Source organism: Roseomonas sp. KE2513 (assembly GCF_016107305.1).
Taxonomy (GTDB): Bacteria; Pseudomonadota; Alphaproteobacteria; order Acetobacterales; family Acetobacteraceae; genus Roseomonas.
In genome coordinates this window covers 58110-76357 of record NZ_RCVR01000013.1, presented here as the reverse complement: position 1 = coordinate 76357, position 18248 = coordinate 58110, and the positions used below count along the sequence as shown (strand labels likewise).

The 18248-nt window shown below is 68.6% G+C and carries 17 protein-coding genes; 10 read left to right on the top strand and 7 right to left on the bottom strand.

The genetic code is table 11. The features are described 5' to 3' along the window. Positions 1 to 67 precede the first annotated feature (67 nt). Genes D9599_RS14790 through D9599_RS14770 form a run of 5 tightly spaced genes read left to right on the top strand, consistent with a single transcriptional unit; the run spans position 68 to position 5855 of the window. A complete protein-coding gene (locus D9599_RS14790; RefSeq protein WP_198382001.1) occupies positions 68 to 2767 on the top strand; it encodes a chemotaxis protein CheW in 2700 nt (899 codons plus the stop codon). Between the two features lie 31 nt (positions 2768 to 2798). Next, the gene (locus tag D9599_RS14785) at positions 2799 to 3293 is read left to right on the top strand and encodes a chemotaxis protein CheW (protein ID WP_232480523.1); all 495 of its coding nucleotides are present in this window, start codon (positions 2799 to 2801) and stop codon (positions 3291 to 3293) included. Positions 3294 to 3304: 11 nt separating this feature from the next. Continuing rightward, the gene (locus D9599_RS14780) at positions 3305 to 3685 is read left to right on the top strand and encodes a PleD family two-component system response regulator (RefSeq protein ID WP_198381999.1); all 381 of its coding nucleotides are present in this window, start codon (positions 3305 to 3307) and stop codon (positions 3683 to 3685) included. Beyond that, positions 3682 to 5040: a chemotaxis-specific protein-glutamate methyltransferase CheB gene (cheB, locus tag D9599_RS14775; protein ID WP_309228633.1), complete on the top strand. Its 1359-nt coding sequence runs from the start codon at positions 3682 to 3684 to the stop codon at positions 5038 to 5040. The genes D9599_RS14780 and cheB overlap by 4 nt, the downstream gene beginning before the upstream one ends. Beyond that, positions 5037 to 5855: a protein-glutamate O-methyltransferase CheR gene (locus D9599_RS14770; RefSeq protein ID WP_198381998.1), complete on the top strand. Its 819-nt coding sequence runs from the start codon at positions 5037 to 5039 to the stop codon at positions 5853 to 5855. Before cheB ends, D9599_RS14770 begins: the two co-directional genes overlap by 4 nt. A 126-nt stretch (positions 5856 to 5981) precedes the next feature. Here D9599_RS14770 and ctrA read toward each other — a convergent pair whose 3' ends face one another. Then, positions 5982 to 6746, bottom strand: coding sequence for a response regulator transcription factor CtrA (gene ctrA, locus D9599_RS14765; RefSeq protein ID WP_198381997.1), 765 nt, complete (start codon positions 6744 to 6746; stop codon positions 5982 to 5984). 140 nt (positions 6747 to 6886) lie between these two features. On the opposite strand from ctrA, the gene D9599_RS14760 reads away from it, so the two are divergent. Both D9599_RS14760 and D9599_RS14755 read left to right on the top strand, forming a co-directional pair. Then, complete coding sequence (locus D9599_RS14760; protein WP_198382142.1) at positions 6887 to 8206, top strand: FliI/YscN family ATPase; 1320 nt, start codon at positions 6887 to 6889, stop codon at positions 8204 to 8206. Then, positions 8203 to 8616: a flagellar FliJ family protein gene (locus D9599_RS14755; RefSeq protein ID WP_198381996.1), complete on the top strand. Its 414-nt coding sequence runs from the start codon at positions 8203 to 8205 to the stop codon at positions 8614 to 8616. The genes D9599_RS14760 and D9599_RS14755 overlap by 4 nt, the downstream gene beginning before the upstream one ends. On the opposite strand, the gene phhA is transcribed toward D9599_RS14755, so the two are convergent. Further along, entirely contained in the window at positions 8586 to 9446 is an 861-nt protein-coding gene (phhA, locus tag D9599_RS14750; RefSeq protein ID WP_198381995.1) for a phenylalanine 4-monooxygenase, read from the bottom strand. The genes D9599_RS14755 and phhA overlap by 31 nt on opposite strands. A gap of 117 nt (positions 9447 to 9563) precedes the next feature. Here phhA and D9599_RS14745 point away from each other — a divergent pair, with 117 nt between their 5' ends. From D9599_RS14745 to D9599_RS14735, 3 genes are all read left to right on the top strand, one after another. Next, complete coding sequence (locus D9599_RS14745; RefSeq protein WP_309228632.1) at positions 9564 to 10034, top strand: Lrp/AsnC family transcriptional regulator; 471 nt, start codon at positions 9564 to 9566, stop codon at positions 10032 to 10034. Positions 10035 to 10594: 560 nt separating this feature from the next. Further along, entirely contained in the window at positions 10595 to 11473 is an 879-nt protein-coding gene (gene mmsB, locus D9599_RS14740) for a 3-hydroxyisobutyrate dehydrogenase (protein ID WP_198381993.1), read from the top strand. 111 nt (positions 11474 to 11584) lie between these two features. Continuing rightward, on the top strand, positions 11585 to 13429 hold the full coding sequence (locus tag D9599_RS14735; RefSeq protein WP_198381992.1) for an SLC13 family permease: 1845 nt from the start codon (positions 11585 to 11587) through the stop codon (positions 13427 to 13429). Between the two features lie 19 nt (positions 13430 to 13448). Here D9599_RS14735 and D9599_RS14730 read toward each other — a convergent pair whose 3' ends face one another. Genes D9599_RS14730 through D9599_RS14710 form a run of 5 tightly spaced genes read right to left on the bottom strand, consistent with a single transcriptional unit; the run spans position 13449 to position 18248 of the window. Then, positions 13449 to 14345: a lipid A biosynthesis lauroyl acyltransferase gene (locus D9599_RS14730; protein WP_198381991.1), complete on the bottom strand. Its 897-nt coding sequence runs from the start codon at positions 14343 to 14345 to the stop codon at positions 13449 to 13451. 2 nt (positions 14346 to 14347) lie between these two features. Further along, a complete protein-coding gene (locus D9599_RS14725) occupies positions 14348 to 15370 on the bottom strand; it encodes a zinc-binding dehydrogenase (protein WP_198381990.1) in 1023 nt (340 codons plus the stop codon). Further along, positions 15370 to 16620 (bottom strand): beta-ketoacyl-ACP synthase, encoded by a 1251-nt coding sequence (locus tag D9599_RS14720; RefSeq protein ID WP_198381989.1) that lies wholly within the window; start codon positions 16618 to 16620, stop codon positions 15370 to 15372. The genes D9599_RS14725 and D9599_RS14720 overlap by 1 nt, the downstream gene beginning before the upstream one ends. 3 nt (positions 16621 to 16623) lie before the next feature. Next, complete coding sequence (locus D9599_RS14715; RefSeq protein ID WP_198381988.1) at positions 16624 to 17793, bottom strand: beta-ketoacyl-ACP synthase; 1170 nt, start codon at positions 17791 to 17793, stop codon at positions 16624 to 16626. Further along, positions 17790 to 18248: a 3-hydroxyacyl-ACP dehydratase FabZ family protein gene (locus tag D9599_RS14710; RefSeq protein WP_198381987.1), complete on the bottom strand. Its 459-nt coding sequence runs from the start codon at positions 18246 to 18248 to the stop codon at positions 17790 to 17792. Before D9599_RS14710 ends, D9599_RS14715 begins: the two co-directional genes overlap by 4 nt.

The following is an 18248-nucleotide window of genomic DNA, read 5'->3' as shown; positions in this document are numbered from 1 at the left end:
GCGGCTTTACCAATTCTTCGAGAGTTGCGCCGCATCCTGACCCCCGCAGATGGTTCGCGGGGTTCGCATGGACGACTTGATCGCAGACTTCCTTACCGAAACGAGCGAGGGCTTGGCTGGGCTGGATGCGGCGCTCCTCCGGCTCGAGCGTCATCCGGACGACCCGCGTACGATTGGTGAGATCTTCCGCCTCATCCACACAATTAAGGGGACCTGTGGCTTCCTCGGCCTCGGTCGCCTCGAGCGGGTCGCCCATGCCGGCGAGAACGTCCTCGGCCGCTACCGGGATGGCTCACTGACCGTCACCTCCGGCGGTGTCTCGCTCATCCTGCGGGTGGTCGACCGGGTGCGGGAGATCATGGCCGGGCTGGAAGCCTCCGGTTCGGAACCTGCGGGCGACGACAGCGCGATCATCGCCGAGTTGGATGCGGTCTTCGCCGGCGAGACCCCTGCGGAAGATGCCGCCCGCGCTGCAGATGCCGACCCCGAGGCAGCTGTGCCTGCGGCGAAGCCGGCCGGCCGCGCGAGGTCCGGCGGTACCAAGACGGCCAGTTCGTCGAGGGCCGAAGCGGCCGCCGCAGCGGAGAAGCCTGGCCGTGACCGGCGCGCGAAGCCTGCCCCTGCCAAGGTGCCGGAACCGGCCCCCGCCGTCGAAGTGCCTGCGGCGGCCGCCCAGGTCGCGGCCCCGCCTGCCGAACCAGTCCAGGCCATGGAGGGCGTTGGCGTGGCGCAGACGCTCCGCGTCAACGTGGACGTGCTTGAGAGCCTGATGACGCTCGTGAGCGAGCTTGTGCTGACGCGCAACCAGCTTCTCCAACTTTCCCGCGCGCGGAACGATAGCGCGCTGACGGGACCGCTGCAGCGTCTGTCGCACATCACCTCCGAGTTGCAAGAGGGCGTGATGAAGACCCGCATGCAGCCGATCGGCAATGCCTGGAAGGGCCTGCCGCGTCTCGTCCGCGATCTGTCGCGCGAGTTGGGCAAGAAGATCGAGCTGGAGATGCGGGGCGCCGACACCGAGCTCGACCGGCAGGTGCTGGAGATGATCCGCGACCCGCTGACGCACATGGTTCGCAACTCCGGCGACCACGGGCTGGAGGGGCCGGCGGAGCGGCGCGAGGCGGGCAAGCCCGAGGCCGGGCGCATCCTGCTCGACGCCTATCACGAGGGCGGGCACATCATCATTGAGGTTGGCGACGACGGGCGTGGCCTGCCGGTGGAGAAGATCCGCACGAAGGCCATCGCACAGGGCTTGGCGACCGAACAGGAACTGGCCGGCATGGGGGAGCGGGACATCCAGCGCTTCATCTTCCGGGCCGGCTTCTCCACCGCCGCCGCCGTCACCTCCGTCTCAGGCCGCGGTGTCGGCATGGACGTGGTGAAGACCAACGTTGAGAAGATCGGTGGCACGATCGATCTCCGCTCGCGCGAAGGGAAGGGAACGACCTTCCTTATCAAAATTCCCCTGACGCTCGCGATCGTCTCCGCGTTGATTGTGGACGCCGGCGGCGAGCGCTTTGCCATTCCACAGATCGGCGTGGTCGAGCTGGTGCGGGCCGGCGACGGCGTGATGCACATCAAGGACGCGCCGGTGCTGCGCCTGCGCGACCGGCTGCTCCCCCTCGTCTCCTTGTCTCGCCTGCTGCGTCTTGATGAGCGACGCGTGAAAGAGGGGGAGGCCGAGCGCGGCGGCTTCGTGGTGGTGACCCAGATCGGGCAGAACCTCTTCGGCATCATCGTGGACCGCGTGTTCGACACCGAGGAGATCGTGGTGAAGCCGGTGGCGCCGATCCTGCGCCATGTCACGATGTTCAGCGGCAATACGATCCTCGGCGACGGATCGGTGATCATGATCCTGGACCCCAACGGCATTGCCCGCGCGACCGGAGTCGGTGCGGAGGGCGTGCAGGAAGAGCGCCGCAGCACGGCTGTCACGACCGCCACCTCGGCCGAGCGTCTGTCGCTGCTGCTGTTCCGTGCGGGCGATGGTGGACCACGCGCCGTTCCGCTCGGCCTCGTCGCGCGCCTCGAGGATCTGCCCGCGGAGCGCATCGAAATGTCCCATGGCAAGCCAGTTGTGCAGTATCGCGGTGCGCTGATGCCGTTGGTTCCGATCGCCGACGGGTGGACGCTGCCGCCGCCCGGCGGGCGCCAGGCGGTGCTCGTCTTCGACGATAGCGGCCGTGCCATGGGCTTGGCGGTGGACGAGATCCTCGACGTCGTCGAGGAGTCGTTGAAGATCGAGAGCGGCCAGGATCGCCCAGGATATCTCGGTACCGCCGTCATCTCGGGCCGCGCGACGGAGGTGGTGGACTGCGCCTGGTGGCTCCGGCAGGCAGGCGCGGACTGGTTCGGACCGCAGCGCCCGGCATCGGCTCGCCGCGCGCGCGTGCTGGTCGTGGAGGATAGCGCCTTCTTCCGCAACATGCTCGTCCCCGCACTCAGCGCTGCAGGCTTCGAGGTGACGGCGACGGCGAGCGGTGCACAGGCAATCAAGCTGCGGGAGGCCGGCGAGAGCTTCGATGCTATCGTTTCCGATATTGAGATGCCCGAACTTGACGGGCTCGGTATGGCGCGAGCCATCCGCGACGGTGGCAGCTGGCACGAGACGCCGCTCATCGCGCTGACCTCACATACTGACGACGCCTCGGTTCGCCGCAGCCGGGACGCTGGCTTCATGGATCACGTGCCCAAGTTCGATCGTGATGCGCTGCTTGGAGCGCTGCGCAGTTGCCTGGCCGCCACCAAGGCGCCCGGCGGGCACTGAGCCTTTCCCCGACATACAGAAGGAGATGCCCATGGAAGCCGCTCTTGCCCCTCGCCGCACGGCCGTTCCCGCCGCCGCCGAGACGTCCGTTCTCACCCTGACCGTCGCGGGCCAGCTCTGCGGTGTGCCGGTGCTCGGCGTGCGCGACATCCTCGGCTCGCAGGCGATCACCCCCATCCCGCTTGCGCCTCCCGAGGTTGCGGGGGGGCTCAACCTCCGCGGCAGGATCGTGACAGCAGTTGATCTTCGGCTCCGCCTGGGCCTGCCCGCGCGGGAGGCCGGTGGCCCTCCGCCAATGAGCGTGGTTGTGGAAGGAGGGGGCGAGCTCTACGCGCTGCTCGCCGACTCCGTGGGTGACGTTCTAGCTCTTCCGGAGGCCGGACTGGCATCCAACCTACCGACGCTCGACCCACTCTGGCGCGAGGTGTGCGCCGGCGTGCACCAGGATGTTCCCGACAGCAGCGGTGCGGCAGGGGCACGGCTCCTGATCATGCTGGATGTTGAGCGCATCTTGGATATTGGTTGAGGGAGCGAAAGATGCCGGACTGCCTGGTAGTCGACGACAGCCGCACCGTGCGTCGCGTCGCGCGGCGGATGCTGGAAGCACAAGGCTTCGTGGTACGCGAGGCCGAGGACGGCCAGCAGGCGCTGGAAGCCTGCCGGGCAGCCCTTCCCTCGCTCGTGCTGCTGGACTGGAACATGCCAGTGATGGACGGCATCACCTTCCTGCGCCTTGCACGGCAGGAGTTCGGCTCGGATGAGCCGCGCATCATGCTTTGCACGACGGAGACCGACTTTTCACGTATCATAACGGCGCTGGAGGGCGGCGCTCAGGAATACATCATGAAGCCGTTTGACGAGGAGATTCTGGTCGGCAAGCTCGAGGTGCTCGGATTGCTACCGGACCAGGCGGCGTGAGCGATCCTTCTTCACACTCGCCCTTTGTCCAGGCCCTCACGCGCCGCGTGCGCGTGATGATCTGCGACGACAGTCCAACGGTGCGCGGCATCCTCGCGCGTCTTCTGGAGGTCGATCCCGAGATCGAGGTGGTGGCGCGTGTCGCTGACGGGCAGCAGGCGCTGAATGTTCTTGGCGAGGCGCAGCCGGATGTCGTGCTGCTCGATCTCGAAATGCCGGTAATGGACGGCATGACCGCGCTTCCGAAGCTGCTGCGGGCTGATTCGAGACTGGCCGTGATCGTCGCGAGCGCGGTGACGCAGCGTGGGGCGGCGGAGGCTATGGCGGCCCTGCGCGCCGGCGCGTCCGACTACATTCCGAAGCCTGGTGCTGGCCAGGGCGGAGCCTCGGATCCGGTATTCCGCGCTGAGCTGCTGGAGAAGGTGAAGGGCTGGGCGCGCATGCGCCGGAGGACGGCGGCGCAGGCTTCGTCCGGGGTCACTCCGTCGCCGGCCATTACGCCGACACCGCAGGCAGCGCCGAACGCGCCCCCCCAAGCCAATCCGGCTCTGCCGAGCCGCGGCCAAGGTGGAGAGGGGCCGAGGGGCGTTACTCCCTTGTCGGCGCCGGGCATTGGGAGGCCGCCTGTCCGAAGCGCGCCTGTCGCGCCGATTGCTCCAAACCGGGCAAGCTCGCCAACGCAGGCGACGAACGGTCGGCCGCCGCAGCCGCCGTTGCGGTCGATAAAGCCGCGCTCACCACAGTCGGCTCAGCCGCCAGTTCTGCTCGCGGTCGGATCATCGACCGGCGGCCCGCAAGCGCTGGCTGCTTTCCTCCGCGGCCTTACCCAGCTGCCGCCGGTGCCGGTCGTCATTGTGCAACATATGCCGGCCGGCTTTACGGCCATGCTGGCGGACCACCTGGACCGCCTCGGCCCACTTCGAATTGCCGAAGCGAAGGAGGCGGAGGGGCTCCGCCCCGGGCATGTCTATGTTGCGCCTGGCGACCGGCATTTGCTGGTCGAGCGCGGGTCGGCCGGCTTACTCGCCCGGCTGCGGGACGATTCGCCGGAGCACTTCTGCCGCCCGGCCGTGGACCCGATGCTGCGCAGCGCGGTGCAGTCCTGCGAAGGGCGCGTGCTCGCCGTCATTCTGACGGGCATGGGACAGGATGGTTTTGAGGGCTGCCGAAGTGTCGTTGCCGCCGGCGGCACGGTGTTCGCACAGGATGAGGCGTCCTCGGTCGTTTGGGGAATGCCCGGCGCGGTGGTGCGCGGCGGGCTCGCGCAGGAGGTTCTGCCGCCCGAGCGGCTGGGCGCTCGAGCTTCGGCCTTCCTGGCCGGGGCAGGTTTTCAGGCCGGGAGGATGGCGTCGTGAGCGGAGCGGCCTTCGAGACGATCGCGGGGCTTGTCCGCACGCGTGCCGGAATCGTTCTGGGGGCGGACAAGGCCTACATGCTCGACACGCGCCTTGGCGGGTTAATGCGCGAGCACGGCCTGGAAAGCCTGGACGCCGTGGCGGCGAAGCTGCGCGCGCCGGCGAGCGAACGGTTGGCAGCCGCAGTGACGGAGGCGCTGACCACCAATGAGTCCTTCTTTTTTCGCGACGGCAAACCCTTCGATCACCTTCGCCGCATCCTGCCGAAGCTGGCGGTAGCGCGTTCGGGCGGCCAGCGCCTTCGCGTGCTCTCCGCGGCCTGTTCCACCGGGCAGGAGGCTTATTCGATTGCAATGGTGGTCGAGGGTCTCGGGCTGGCTGGGCGGGTCGAGGTGCTAGGCACCGATCTCAGCACCGACGTCGTACGCCGGGCGCGAGAGGGACTCTACTCGCAGTTCGAGGTCCAGCGCGGCTTGCCCGTGCAGATGCTTGTGAAGCACTTCAGGCAGGAGGGTGCCCAGTGGCGCGTCTCTCCTGCTATTCGCGCCCTCGCCCGCTTCGAGACGGGCAACCTGCTGGCGGATCTGCGGTCGCTGGGCACGTTTGACGTTATCTTCTGCCGGAACGTCCTTATCTACTTCGACGCACCGACCAAAACGCGAGTGCTATCAGCGCTCGCGGGGCGGCTGGCACCGGACGGCGTTCTCTATCTTGGTGGCGCAGAAACCGTGCTCGGGCTGACCGACCGCTTCGCAACGGTTGAGGGCGAGCGTGGAGTCTATGCACCCGTCGTACGCAATCTTTTGGCTGGATAGTCATGGAGTTCGTGGTGCACGGGTCCAAACCCCGGCCCTGAAAGCGCGTTCCGGCGGTCCTTCCCCTTAAGAAGTGGGGGAACCGCCAGAGCTGTGCCAGAGTATTGGGGGCGGCCGCCCCTCAGGTCAGGCCGCTGCGTAGGTCGCCTCACCCGAGGCATTCTGCACCGGGGTTCCAAGCGCGTTGCTTCCGCCGAAAGCTTGGCGAGTGATGGAGGGGGTGGGGTCCCGCAGCACATAGCCGCGACCCCAGACGGTACCGATAAGATCCTCACAGCCTGCCTGAGCGAGCTTCTTGCGCAGCTTGCAGATGAACACGTCGATGATCTTCACCTCAGGTTCGTCCATTCCACCGTAGAGATGGTTGAGGAAGGCTTCCTTGGTCATGACCATGCCTTTGCGGAGGGTCAGCAGTTCAAGGATGGCGTATTCCTTGCCAGTCAAGTGGACCGGGCGACCGCCAACAGTCGCCTCACGAGCGCCGAGATCAAGGTTCAGTCGGCCGACGGTGATGCTCGGCTGAGCGAAGCCTTTCGTGCGGCGAATGATAGCCTGGATGCGGGCGATCAGCTCCTGGCTGTCGAAGGGCTTCACAAGGAAGTCGTCGGCGCCGAGGCCAAAGCCCTTCACCTTCGCTCCGGGCCGTGAAAGGCCGGAAAGGATGAGAACCGGAGTGGTGCTGCGCCCGGCGCGGAGCCGCCGGACGACCTCGTAGCCCTCCATGTCCGGAAGCATGATGTCGAGCACGACGATATCGTAGTCATAGAGCCGCGCGAGCTCGAGAGCCTCCTCACCGGTGTCGGCCGCGTCGACGATCATCCCTTGTGTCTTAAGCATGAGGGTCACCCCGCGGGAGGTGGTCAGGTCATCTTCTACCAGCAGGACGCGCATCGTTTCGTTCCTCACTCGTTCCAAGGTCATTAAGACAACTTATGCGCGAAAAATGAAGAGGTTTTTTACCTCGCGATCGTATTAAGAGGTGAGGCAAGGATCAAAAAATGCTCGATGACCGCCAGGGTTTTGCTGATCGAATGCTTAAGTCCGCAGCCGAACTGCTCAAAATCAATGTGTTTAGTAGCTTTGGTAGGATCCGCTCGGTGCAGGGTCTAGGGATGAACGTTGCTGGCTTGTATCCTAATCCACCAATCGGTGGTTGTATTCGTGTCGCTGTTGCTGGTCAGGTAGAAATACACGCAGAGGTTGTGTCGGGGAGCGATGCCGGAGTGTTGGCTGTTGGGCGCCGAGAGCTTGACGGTCTGACTGTAGGGGCGCGCGTAGAGCACGTGGGGCGCCTTGTCGTTCAACCTGATGTTGCCTGGCTTGGCCGCGTCGTCGACCCCACCGGCAGGCCGATCGACGGCCGTGGGCCACTGCCGTCGGGCCCTGTGCCCCGGCTCTTACGCGCCCCGCCGCCCGAAGCCGGAACGCGAGCCAGGCTCGGTCCGCGTGTGGATCTCGGAATAAGGGCGCTGGACGCCTTCACCACCTGTCGCCGCGGACAGCGGCTCGGCCTTTTCGCTGCGTCGGGCGTCGGCAAGTCAAGCCTGATGGCCATGCTAGCGCGCCATGCGGATTGCGATGTTGCCGTCATCGGGCTGGTTGGGGAGCGCGGGCGCGAGCTGCGGGAGTTTATTGAGGACGATCTCGGCCCCGAGGGCCTGGCCCGCAGCGTGGTGGTCTGCGCGACCTCCGATCAGGCGCCACTGATGCGGAGGGACGCGGCACTGGCCGCCATGGCCGTGGCCGAGCACTTCCGCGACGAGGGCAAGCGCGTCCTGCTGATGATGGACACCGTGACCCGCTTCGCCATGGCCTTGCGTGAGATCGGTCTCTCGGCCGGCGAGCCGCCGGCGACGCGCGGCTTTCCGCCGAGCGTCTTTGCTGAGCTGCCGCGGCTGCTCGAGCGGGCGGGTCCCGGCGCGGAGGGCTGCGCGGGGTCCATCACGGGTCTCTTCACCGTTCTTGTCGAGGGCGACGACCACGACGAGCCGGTGGCGGACGCGGTGCGCGGCATTCTTGATGGCCACGTCGTCCTGGATCGCCGAATCGGCGAGGGCGGTCGCTACCCTGCCGTGGACGTGCTCCGCAGCCTCTCGCGAACCGTCCCCGGCTGCCTGGAGCCGGCGGAGCGCTCGATCCTCGGACGGGCGCGGCGAATCCTCGCGCTCCACCGGGACATGGCAGACATGGTGCGCCTCGGCGCCTACCGGGCCGGCAGCGACCCCGCGGTTGACGAGGCAGTGCGGCTCGCCCCGGCGATTGAGGCCGTGCTGCGTCAGGGCAAGGAGGAGACGGGCAGCGTGGCCGGTGCCTTCGCCGCCCTGTCGCTCGCCATGGGGCCGGAGTCGTGAAGCGCGACCCGCTGGCCGTGCTGGCGCGCCTGAGAGGCGCCGAGGTCATGGCTGCGAGGCGCAGGATCGCAGAGGAGGCGATGTTCCATCAGGCCGCCGAAGAAAGCGCGCGGGCGGCGGCCTCTGCCCTCGTGGAGGAAGGCAGGCATAGCGGGGACTACGCGGCCTGGCTGCCGCGTGGCATGGCGCTGCGGGATGCCGCGGCTGCGGAGACGGAGCGGGCCGCGCTGCGCGTGTCCGATGCCGGCGCTGCCCTGGCCGCTGCGCGGGCCGCCGAGCGCGCCGTCGAGTCGCTTGCCGAGAAGCGCGCGGAGGAGGTGCGGCGCGCCCTCATGCGGGCCGAGCAGCGCGCGCTGGATGAGGCGGGAGCCCGGCGGGCTCAGCCCCAGCCCCGGTCGCCCGAAGCCTGACCTCCGGGAGGGATCGGGCTGGCCGACATGGCCTCGTCCAACAGCCCGGCGGCGCTGCCGACCGCGTCGTAGAGCTCCGCGTAGTCCTCGATGACGAAGTATACGGGCTGGACCTCATCGATCCGATAGGTGCTGCGGAGCACTCGCCGCAGATCGAAGCGAAGGCGGCGCGGCGCCGCCGAGAGCGCGTGCAGGGTCTCCGTGCGGGAGGACAGGATGCCGGCACCGTAGGCGCGCAGTCCGTCCCGCTCGGCGATGAGGCCGAACTCGACCATAAACCAGTAGAAGCGAGCCAGCGGTGCGAGTTGGCCGCGCCGCTCGGCTTGCAGTCCCAACTGCCCGTAGGCCTCCAGGAAGTCGGCGTAGTGCCGGTTGGTCAGCAGTGGGACGTGCCCGAGGAAGTCGTGAAAGATGTCGGGTTCGACGATGTAGTCGAGCTCCTCCGGCCGCCGGATCCACTCGGTGACGGGAAAACAGCGTTTTGCGAGCAGCGCGAAGAACTGGGCGTCCGGCAAGAGGCCCGGACAGGGAACCAGGCGCCAGCCCGTCGCGCCCTCCAGGATCTCGGAAGCATTGGAGAGGTCTGGCACGGCCTCGTCGCAGCGAAGACAGTCAAGTCCTTCCAGCCAGGCGGAGGCGGCCCGCCCGGGGAAGATGCCGCGCTGGCGGGTCACGAGGGCTCGCCAGGTGGCGTGGTCCGCCGCAGAGCGCTCCACAGCGGCATCGGGTAGCGTTCCGTCCGGTTGGGCGCGGTCGTAGTCGCCCCGCAAGCCCCGAGGCAGCGTCTCGGTGCCGATGATGCCGGTGGCCGGCTTTGTCGTGCCATCCATCTCGTCGTCTCCCTTCTTGTGCGGAGCCTAGCCGGCCTCGCGCGGCGAAAAGCGGCGAAACAGGCGTGTGGCTCGGCTATGAAGAGGGAGATTCGCTTCAGAGGACGGTCACAAGTGGTGAAAACAACTCCTCAGCTCGATGCGATCGATCGGCGGATGCTGCGCGCCCTTCAACGGGATGGTCGGCTATCGGTCGTAGCGTTGGCCGAGCAGGTCGGCCTTTCCCCCACGCCGTGCCAGCGCCGGTTGCGGCGCCTGGAGGAGCAGGGCGTCATCGGGCGCTACGCGGCGGTGCTCGATCCGGGGCGTGTCGGCCTGCCCTTGCAGGCCTTTGTGATGGTCGCGTTGTCCAGCCATGCGGAGGAGGTGGTGGAAGGCTTCCAGAAGGCTCTTTCCGCCCGGCCGGAAGTGCTGGCCGCCTACGCGATGAGTGGGGAGATGGATTATCTGCTGCACATCCTGGCCGCGGATTTCGAATCCTATGCCGATTTCGCCATGCGGGCCCTGTTACGCATGCCCGGAGTGAAGGAGACGAAATCCTCCTTCGTGCTTGCCGCACTCAAGCCGCCGGGCGAGGTGCCAGTCTGAGGCCGAGTTGGCGTAATTGGGTTTCTGATAACGTGCCCCTGTTCTCGTGCCGCCGAACGATGCGTGCTGTTCTGATGGCGGGCAAATTACGCAACGATGGGCTTACTACGACAAGAGAGGTGCCACTTCCGAAGGGGTGCTCCTTGTCCCCGCCTCAAACAGACGTCACCGGACGTATCACCTTCGTCAACGATGCCTTCGTAAGGGTCAGCGCCTTCGCGCAGAGGGAGCTTGTCGGCGCCTCCCTAACATCGTCCGCCACCCGCACATGCCGCGGACTGCCTTTGGCGACCTTCGGACGACGGTGCAGAGCGGTATGGTATAGGAAGGCCTTGTGAAGAACCGGGCGAGAGCCGACGGCTTCTACTGGGTGCGGGCGAACGTCACTCGCGGCCAGGGGCAGGCTGGTCCTTAATGGCGGCGAGCAGGGTACCGGCCTCACCTTCGACACGCCGCTCATGCTGCCGGTGACGCTCGTCAACGGAACTCGACAGGCGGCCTGAGGTGGACCCGGACCTGGCCGCGGCCTAGCCTTCCCGGCAACGGGTAAGGAGGAAGCTTTGGCCAGGATCGGCTTCGTAGGGCTGGGCAATATGGGCGCGCCGATGGCACGTAGCCTCGCCCGCGCCGGCCATCAGGTCTCCGTCTACGACCTCTCGGCAGAGGCGATGGCGCGCGCTGAGGGGACCACGCACGCAGCGTCGGGCGTGGAGGCGGCGCGGGGCGCGGAATTCGTTATCACCATGCTGCCGGCCGGCAGGCACGTGCGCGATGCCTGGCTGGGGGAGGGAGGCCTGGCTGCCGCCGCTCCGGAAGGAGCGGTGCTGATCGATTGCTCCACCATTGATGTCGCCACGGCCCGGGAGGTAGCGGCCGCGGCGAACCAGCCCTTCCTGGACGCGCCGGTGTCAGGCGGCGTCATGGGGGCAGAGGCGGCGACCCTCACCTTCATGGTTGGTGGACCCGCGGCGGGGTTTGCCCGTGCAGAGCCGCTGTTCCGTGCCATGGGGCGCACGGTGGTCCATTGCGGCGAAGCGGGGGCCGGGCAGGCGGCGAAAGCCTGCAACAACATGCTGCTTGCCATCAGCATGATCGGAACTTGCGAGGCCTTCATCCTCGCTGAGAAGCTCGGCCTCTCGCACGAGGCATTGTTCGAGGTTGCCTCCAAGTCCTCCGGCCAGTGCTGGTCGCTGACCACCTACTGCCCTGTGCCGGGTCCGGTTCCGGCAAGCCCCGCGAACCGCGACTATAGCCCGGGCTTCGCCGCGGCGCTGATGTTGAAGGATCTCGGCCTTGCGCAGCAGGCGGCTGAGGACACCGGGGCGGAGACGCCGATGGGTGCCCAGGCGCTGGGCTTATACCGGCGCTTCGTGGAGCAGGGAGGCGCCGAGACGGACTTCTCCGGGATTATCGGGATGTTGCGGGCCGGGGCGAGCTGATTCGCGCGGGGCCGCAACCCGCGGGCCCCGCGTGCCTTCTGATGGCGGCGAGGCCGATGGGGGGAAGCCGGGCGGGAATCGCCGGGCGTCGGGTGTCGCGGCAGAGGCTTCATGACACTTGACCAAGGGCTGGCCTTCGCGCTGATGGCAGCGACCATCGGCTTCTTTCTTTGGGGGCGGTTTGCTTACGACGCCGTGGCGCTGGGTGCGCTGCTTGCCGGCGTCCTCATCGGCGTCGTTCCCGCGAGCAAGGCCTTCGAAGGCTTTTCCGACGACGTGGTGCTAATCGTCGCCGCAGCGCTCGTGATCAGCTCGGCCGTCGCGAAGTCGGGCGCCGTGGAGACGATCATGCGCCCGGTGACGCCGAGGCTGCGCACGGCTTCCGTGCAGGTGCCGGTGCTCGTCGCCGTGACCATGCTGCTCTCCATGATCACCAAGAATGTCGGCGCGCTGGCGATCATGATGCCGGTCGCGCTCCAACTCGCGCGGCGCACGGGCACGCCGGTGGCGGCGATGCTGATGCCGATGGCGGCGGCGGCCATGGTCGGCGGCGTGGTCACGCTGGTGGGCACGGCACCCAACATCATCATGTCGCGTGTCCGGCAGGAGCTGACCGGCACCGCCTTCGGCATGTTCGACTACACGCCCGTCGGGCTCGGAGTCTGCGCGGTGGCGCTCCTCTTCCTCTCCGTCGGGTGGCGGCTGCTGCCGGGGGGGCGGCGCGGCGCGGCCTCGATGGGAGCGGCCTTCAACATCGGCAGCTACACGCTGGAAGCGCGTGTGCCTGAGGGCGGCGAGGCCGTGGGCCTGACTGTGGCGGGGCTGGAGGCTCTGGCCGAGGGAGAGGTGCGCGTCTCCGGCATCCTGCCACCGGACACGGCCCAGGAAGGGAAGGCTCCGGAACGCTCTCGCCGGTTGATGGCCAATTCTTTCCCCGCCGAGCCGCCCCAGCAGGACAGGCGCCTGGCCGCGGGCGAGGCGGTTCTGTTGCGGGGCGAGCCCGAGGAGTTGGAGCAATTGGTCGCCCGCGCCGGGTTGACTCTGGCCGAGGACAAGTCGCCGCCGGACGACCCGGAGACCGAGGAGGACGACCAGCGCGTGATGGAGGGGGTGATCACCGGAGATAGTCCGCTGGTCGGCCGCACCCCGGCCGCGGTGACGCTCCGCACCCGGCACGGCATGTCTCTGCTGGCGGTCAGCCGTCGCGGCGAGCAGCAGATCCGGAGCAGCCTGTCCCACCTGCGGTTGCGGGCAGGAGACGTGGTTCTGCTGCGAGGCCTCGCCGCCGCCATGCCGGACCGCCTGGGGGAGTTGCGCGTGCTGCCGCTGGCCGAGCGCGAGATGGCGCTGGGCAAGGGACGGCGTTCCTGGATCCCGCTCGGGGTGCTGGCCGTGGCGATGGCGCTGGTGGCGATCGGTGCGATGCCGATCGCGGTCGCCTTTTTCGGGGCCGTGGTCGCCCTGCTCGTCCTGCGGGTGATGACGACGCGGGAAGCCTATGAGGCGGTGGATTGGCCGGTGGTTGTCCTGCTGGCGGCGCTCATCCCGGTAAGCGGTGCCATCCAGCACACCGGCGGAACGGACCTGCTGGCTGGCTGGCTGACCGGTGCGGTGCAGGGCCTGCCGGGGATGGCGGCGCTGGCCGTGACCATGGTTCTGGCCATGGCAGTAACACCCTTCCTGAACAATGCAGCGACCGTGCTGGTAATGGGGCCCATCGCAGCGACCCTGGCCGGCAAGCTGGGGCTGAGCCCGGATCCCTTCCTGATGGCGGTAGCACTGGGGGCAGCAAGTGACTTCCTTACCCCGATCGGACACCAGTGCAACACGCTGGTGATGGGGCCGGGCGGATACCGCTTCGGTGACTACGCACGGCTGGGATTGCCGCTCTCGATCCTGATGCTGGGGGCGGGTGTGCCGCTGATTGCGTATTTCTGGCCGCTGACGCCACACTGAAAGAGACGGAGAAAGCCCCTCAGCGCCAGCGGCGGTGCATCCAGAGCCACTGCCCCGGGTGCTCCCGCACCCAGCCAGCGATGACATCGTTGATCACCTGCGTGGCCGCCGGCACGTCGACCAGCCCCTCGGCATCCCGCGGCATGGGAATGGGATCGGTCAGCTCGAGGCGGAAGCGGCTGCCCTCCAGGCGGATCGCACGGGCGCCACGCACGGGGCAGTCGAAGCGTCGGGCAAGGTTGGCCAGCAGCGGATTGGCCTGGGCGGGGCGGCCGAGAAAATCGATGCGCGGGCCGCGGCCGAAGCGCTGGTCCACCACCATGCCGACGACGGCGCGCCGCTGAAGGGCCTTGGCGAGCTTCGTGGGCGCCATCAGGCCGGCCGGGATCAGCTCTCCCATGGCATTCTGTCGCAAGGCGAGGATCGCCTCCGCGATCGGGCGGCTGTTCGGCGTGCGGTAGAGCACGGCGGCATCGAGCCCGTGGCGGGCGGCAGCGACGGCCGGCAGCTCCCAGTTCGCGAGATGGGCGGCGAAGATGAGGACGGGGCCGCCGTTCTCCCGCAACTCGGCGAAGCGGGCATAGGTCGCGTCGTCCACCTGGATGCGGCCGGCGGGGTCGCGCGCCTCGGTCAGGTCCCAGATGCGGTCGATATGGACGTACTCGCAGGCGACACGGCCGAGATTGTCCCAGGCCTCGTCGGCGATCCGCCGGTGCCAGGCCGCGTCCTTTTCCGGAAAGGCCGCCCGGATGTTGTCCATCGCGATGCGGTGGGCCGAGGTGAAGGGGCCGAGGCGGCGGGCCACGGCCGCGCCGACGCGGGGCGCGAGATCCGGGCCGAGCGCGCGGGGCACGGCGAAGCCAAGCTTGGTCAGGGCCGCCAGGGCGGCGTCGGCCGGGCCTCCGCCGCGGGCCATGGCTAGATCGTCACCACGATCTTGCCGAAGACGCGACGGCTCTCCAGCCGGTCCAGTCCTTCCGCGAAGTTCTCGAGCGGAATGACGCGGTCGAGCACGGGAGACATGCCGCCGGCCATCTTCGCCAGCCCGTCCGCCACGTTGCGCATGGAAGCGCCGAAGGAACCGAAGATGCGGAGCTGGCGCTGGAAGATCATCATCAGGTTCGTCTCGGCCGAGACGCCCGAGGTGCTGCCGCAGGTAACGAGCCGCCCGCCCATCTTCAGCGCGAGGAGGGAGCCTGCCCAGGTGGTGGCGCCGACATGCTCGAACACCACGTCCACACCGGCCTTGTTCGTCAGGCGCCGGGCAACGGAGGCGAAGTTCTTCTCGCTGTAGTTCACGACGTGATCGGCGCCGAGCTCCTTCGCCTTCGCGCACTTCTCATCGTCACCGGCGGTCGCGATGACGGTGCAGCCGAGCGCCTTCGCCTCCTTGATGGCGACGGTACCGATGCCCGAGCCCGCGGCTTGTATGAGGATCGTCTCGCCGGGTTGCAGCTTCGCGTTGTCGAAGAGCATGTGCTCGACGGTTGAGAAGGTGACGGCGGCGCAGGCGGCGTCGTTGTCGGAAACGGCTTCAGGCACGCGCACCATCAAGCGCGCCTTCTGGTTCACGTAATCCCGCGCGAAGCCGTCGAGGTGGAAGCCCATGACGCCCGCGACGTTCTCGCAGAGGTTGTCGCGGCCTTCCACGCAGGCGCGGCAGTGGCCGCAGGTCTGGGCGCCGTAAGGGGCGACGCGGTCGCCGACCTTCCAGCCTTCCACGCCCTCGCCGAGTGCCACGATCTCGCCGACCGCCTCGGCGCCGACGCAGATGGGAAGCTGGCGCTGGGCGAAGGCCATGCCGCGCCAGCCCCAGACGTCGATATGATTCAGGGCGATGGCGCGCATTCGGAGCCGTGCCTCGCCCGGGGCGGGCGGCGGAGGCTCGGGGATGTCCTCAAGGCGTAGGTCGCGGTCGCCGTGCAGGCGAAGGGCGCGCATCAGGCGGGCTCCGCCGAGAGGACGAGGCAGACATTCTGCCCGCCGAAGCCGAAGGAGTTGGAGAGAACGTGGCGCACCGTCGCGTCGCGCGCGACGTTGGGCACGACGTCGAGCGTTATGCTCGGGTCGGGCTCGTCGTGGTTGATGGTAGGTGGCAGGCGCTGGTCGCGGATGGTGAGCAGGGAGAAGACCGCCTCCAGCGCACCCGCGGCGGAAAGGGTATGGCCGATCATGCTCTTGTTCGAGGAGATGGGCGGCGCGCTCTCGCCGAAGACGGCGCGCATGCCAAAGTTCTCCATCTTATCGTTCTCCGGCGTGCCGGTGCCGTGGCCGTTGACGTAGGAGATGTCGCCCGGCTCCAGGCCCGCATCGGCGAGGGCGTTCCTCATCGCGCCCACGATGGCCCGGCCATCGGGGTTGGAACGGGTGCGGTGAAAGTTGTCCGCGCGCTCGCCCGCGCCGGAGACAAGGCCGAGGATGGTGGCGCCGCGCGCCTTGGCTGTCTCGTAGTTCTCCAGCACAAGCGCGCCGGCGCCCTCGGACATGACGAAGCCCGCCCGGTTCTTCTCGAAGGGGCGGGAGGCCTTGGCCGGGTCGTCGTTGCGGGTGGAGAGGGCGGAGAGGAGGGAGAAGCGGATCAGCGCCTCGGGCTGCACGGTGCTGTCAGCGCCGAGCGCGATGCAGGCGTCGCACTCGCCGCGCTGGATAGCCTCCACGCCGAGCTGGATGGCAGTGGCGCCGGTGGCGCAGGCGGTGGTGACGGAGATGGGGGCGCCGCGCGTGCCGAAGCGGGCGGCCAGGCGCTCGCCCACGCCGCCGTAGAGGAAGGTCTCGTACACGTCCCTCCGGCCCTCCGCCTGCTTCGTCATCGCGGCATAGGAGGGGTCATGAGCGCGGCGGGCGAGGTCGAAGCGCGTCGGCCACTCCACTTCCACGGGCGGCATGCCGAGGAAGAGGGGGCCGGGGAAGGCGCCCTTGCTGCCGATGCCGGCCTCGCCGACGGCCTCCTCGATAGCCATGCCGGCCATGCGCTCCACCCGCACGGGGCTGGTGAGGCCCTCGTCGTTCGGGAGGTCCACCGTGCCGGCGATGGTGGTCTTCAGGTGGTCGGTCGGGAAGCGGGTAATGCGGCGGATGCCCGACTGGCCCGCGAGCAGGCGCGACCAGTTGTCCTTTACGCCAAAGCCGAGGGAGGTAACGGCACCGATGCCGGTGACGGCGACGAGGGGGCGGCCGAGATGGTCGCGCATGGCTCAGGACTCCGCGCGGGACAGGGTGGCCAGAGCTTCGCCGCGCCACTGGCCGAAGCCGGTGACCAGGACGCGCGCGGGCGCGTCCTCCGGGTCCATCGCCGGGTCGGCCGGGTCCATGGGGGCGTAGAAGCCACCCCTGTGCAGGGCGAGGGCGGCCAGCGCCACATGGGTGGGGAAGGCGCCCTCCACCCCGTGGCCGATGAGGCTGGCGGGGCGGCGGACGGGGGCGGCGACCTCGCGCAGGAAAGCCTCCTCCTCCTCCCAGGCACCGGGGGCACCGGTGGCGCCGGAGATGACGGCATCGACGCCCTGCGGCGCCACGCGCGGGAGAAGAGCGCGGGCGGATGTGGCGGCCTCGCCCGGTGCCGCGCGGCGGGTGGCGTTGCTGGCGACGGCATCGAGCCGCGCGAGGATCCGGGCGCCGCGGGTGCGGGCGTGCTCCTCCGTCTCCAGGACGAGGAAGCCGGCCATGCCGCCGAGGACCATGCCGGGCTGCCCGCGCTGCGAGAGCGGCCTGTGCGGCCCCTGCCAGAGCCCGTCCTCGCCGCGGTAGAGCAGCAAAAGGTCCCAGCGCTGCGCAGTCATGGCGCCGCCGACGAGGGCGATGCCACCGCGCCCTTCGGCGAGGCGGGCATGGGCGATGCGGAGCGCGTCCGCGGCAGCGCTCTCCTCCCCCATGAAGGTGCGGGAGGAGCCGGTGACGCCGTGGACGATGGAGATGTTGCCGGCCAGCAGGTTGGAGAGCTGCGCCAGGAACAGCGTGGGCCGCAGGCCGGTGGCCAGCAGCTCGTTCAGCCGCGCACCGTTGTTGGCGTCTGCCAGTTCGGCGTTTACCTGCTCGTCCAGCGCCAAGTCACGCTCGCCGCCGCCGGCGGCGACGATCAGGTGCATGTCCTCCACCAGCCCGCGCGCGTTCGCGTCGTCGATGGCCAGGCCCGCGGCATAGGTTCCCAGGCGCTGCCAGGGCTCCATCTGCCGCTGGTCACCCTTCTTCGGGATCTGCCGGTCGAGCGTTAGGGGCGGCAGCGGGTGCACGGGCCAGGGCGCGTAGGTCTCGTTGTCCACCACGGGCGCGGTGCCGGCGGAAAGGGCGTCCCAATGCGCCTCGGGGCCCTCACCGAGGGCGGTGACGAGGCCGATGCCGGTGATGACGACGTCCCGGGGCGTCATGCGCCGTATCCCGGCAGGCCGATCCGCGCGGCGTTGGCGCGCATGGCGGCCTCCAGTTCGGGATTGGGGAAAGGCATGGAGCGCAGAAGGATCTCGGCCTCGGCGATGCGCTTGCCCCTGCTTGTCAACCTCGCCTCAGTCACCGTGTAGCCGGAGCCCTCGTGGCTAATGCGGGCGGTGACGTCGAGCGGCGCGTCGGGACCAACGAAGGAGCGGAACTTCGCCTCCTTCACGGTCATCAGGAACGGCATGCGCGCGAAGCCGTTGCGCCCGAGGATGAGCCAGCCGCTGGCCTGCGCCATGGTCTCCACCAGCAGCACGCCGGGTACCAGAGGATGTCCGGGGAAGTGCCCCTCGAAGACCGGGGAGGCCTCCGGCACGCGGCTTTCCACCACGATGGCGTCGCCGTCCAGCGACACCACCCGGTCGATCATCTGGAAGTATTCAAGGCGCAT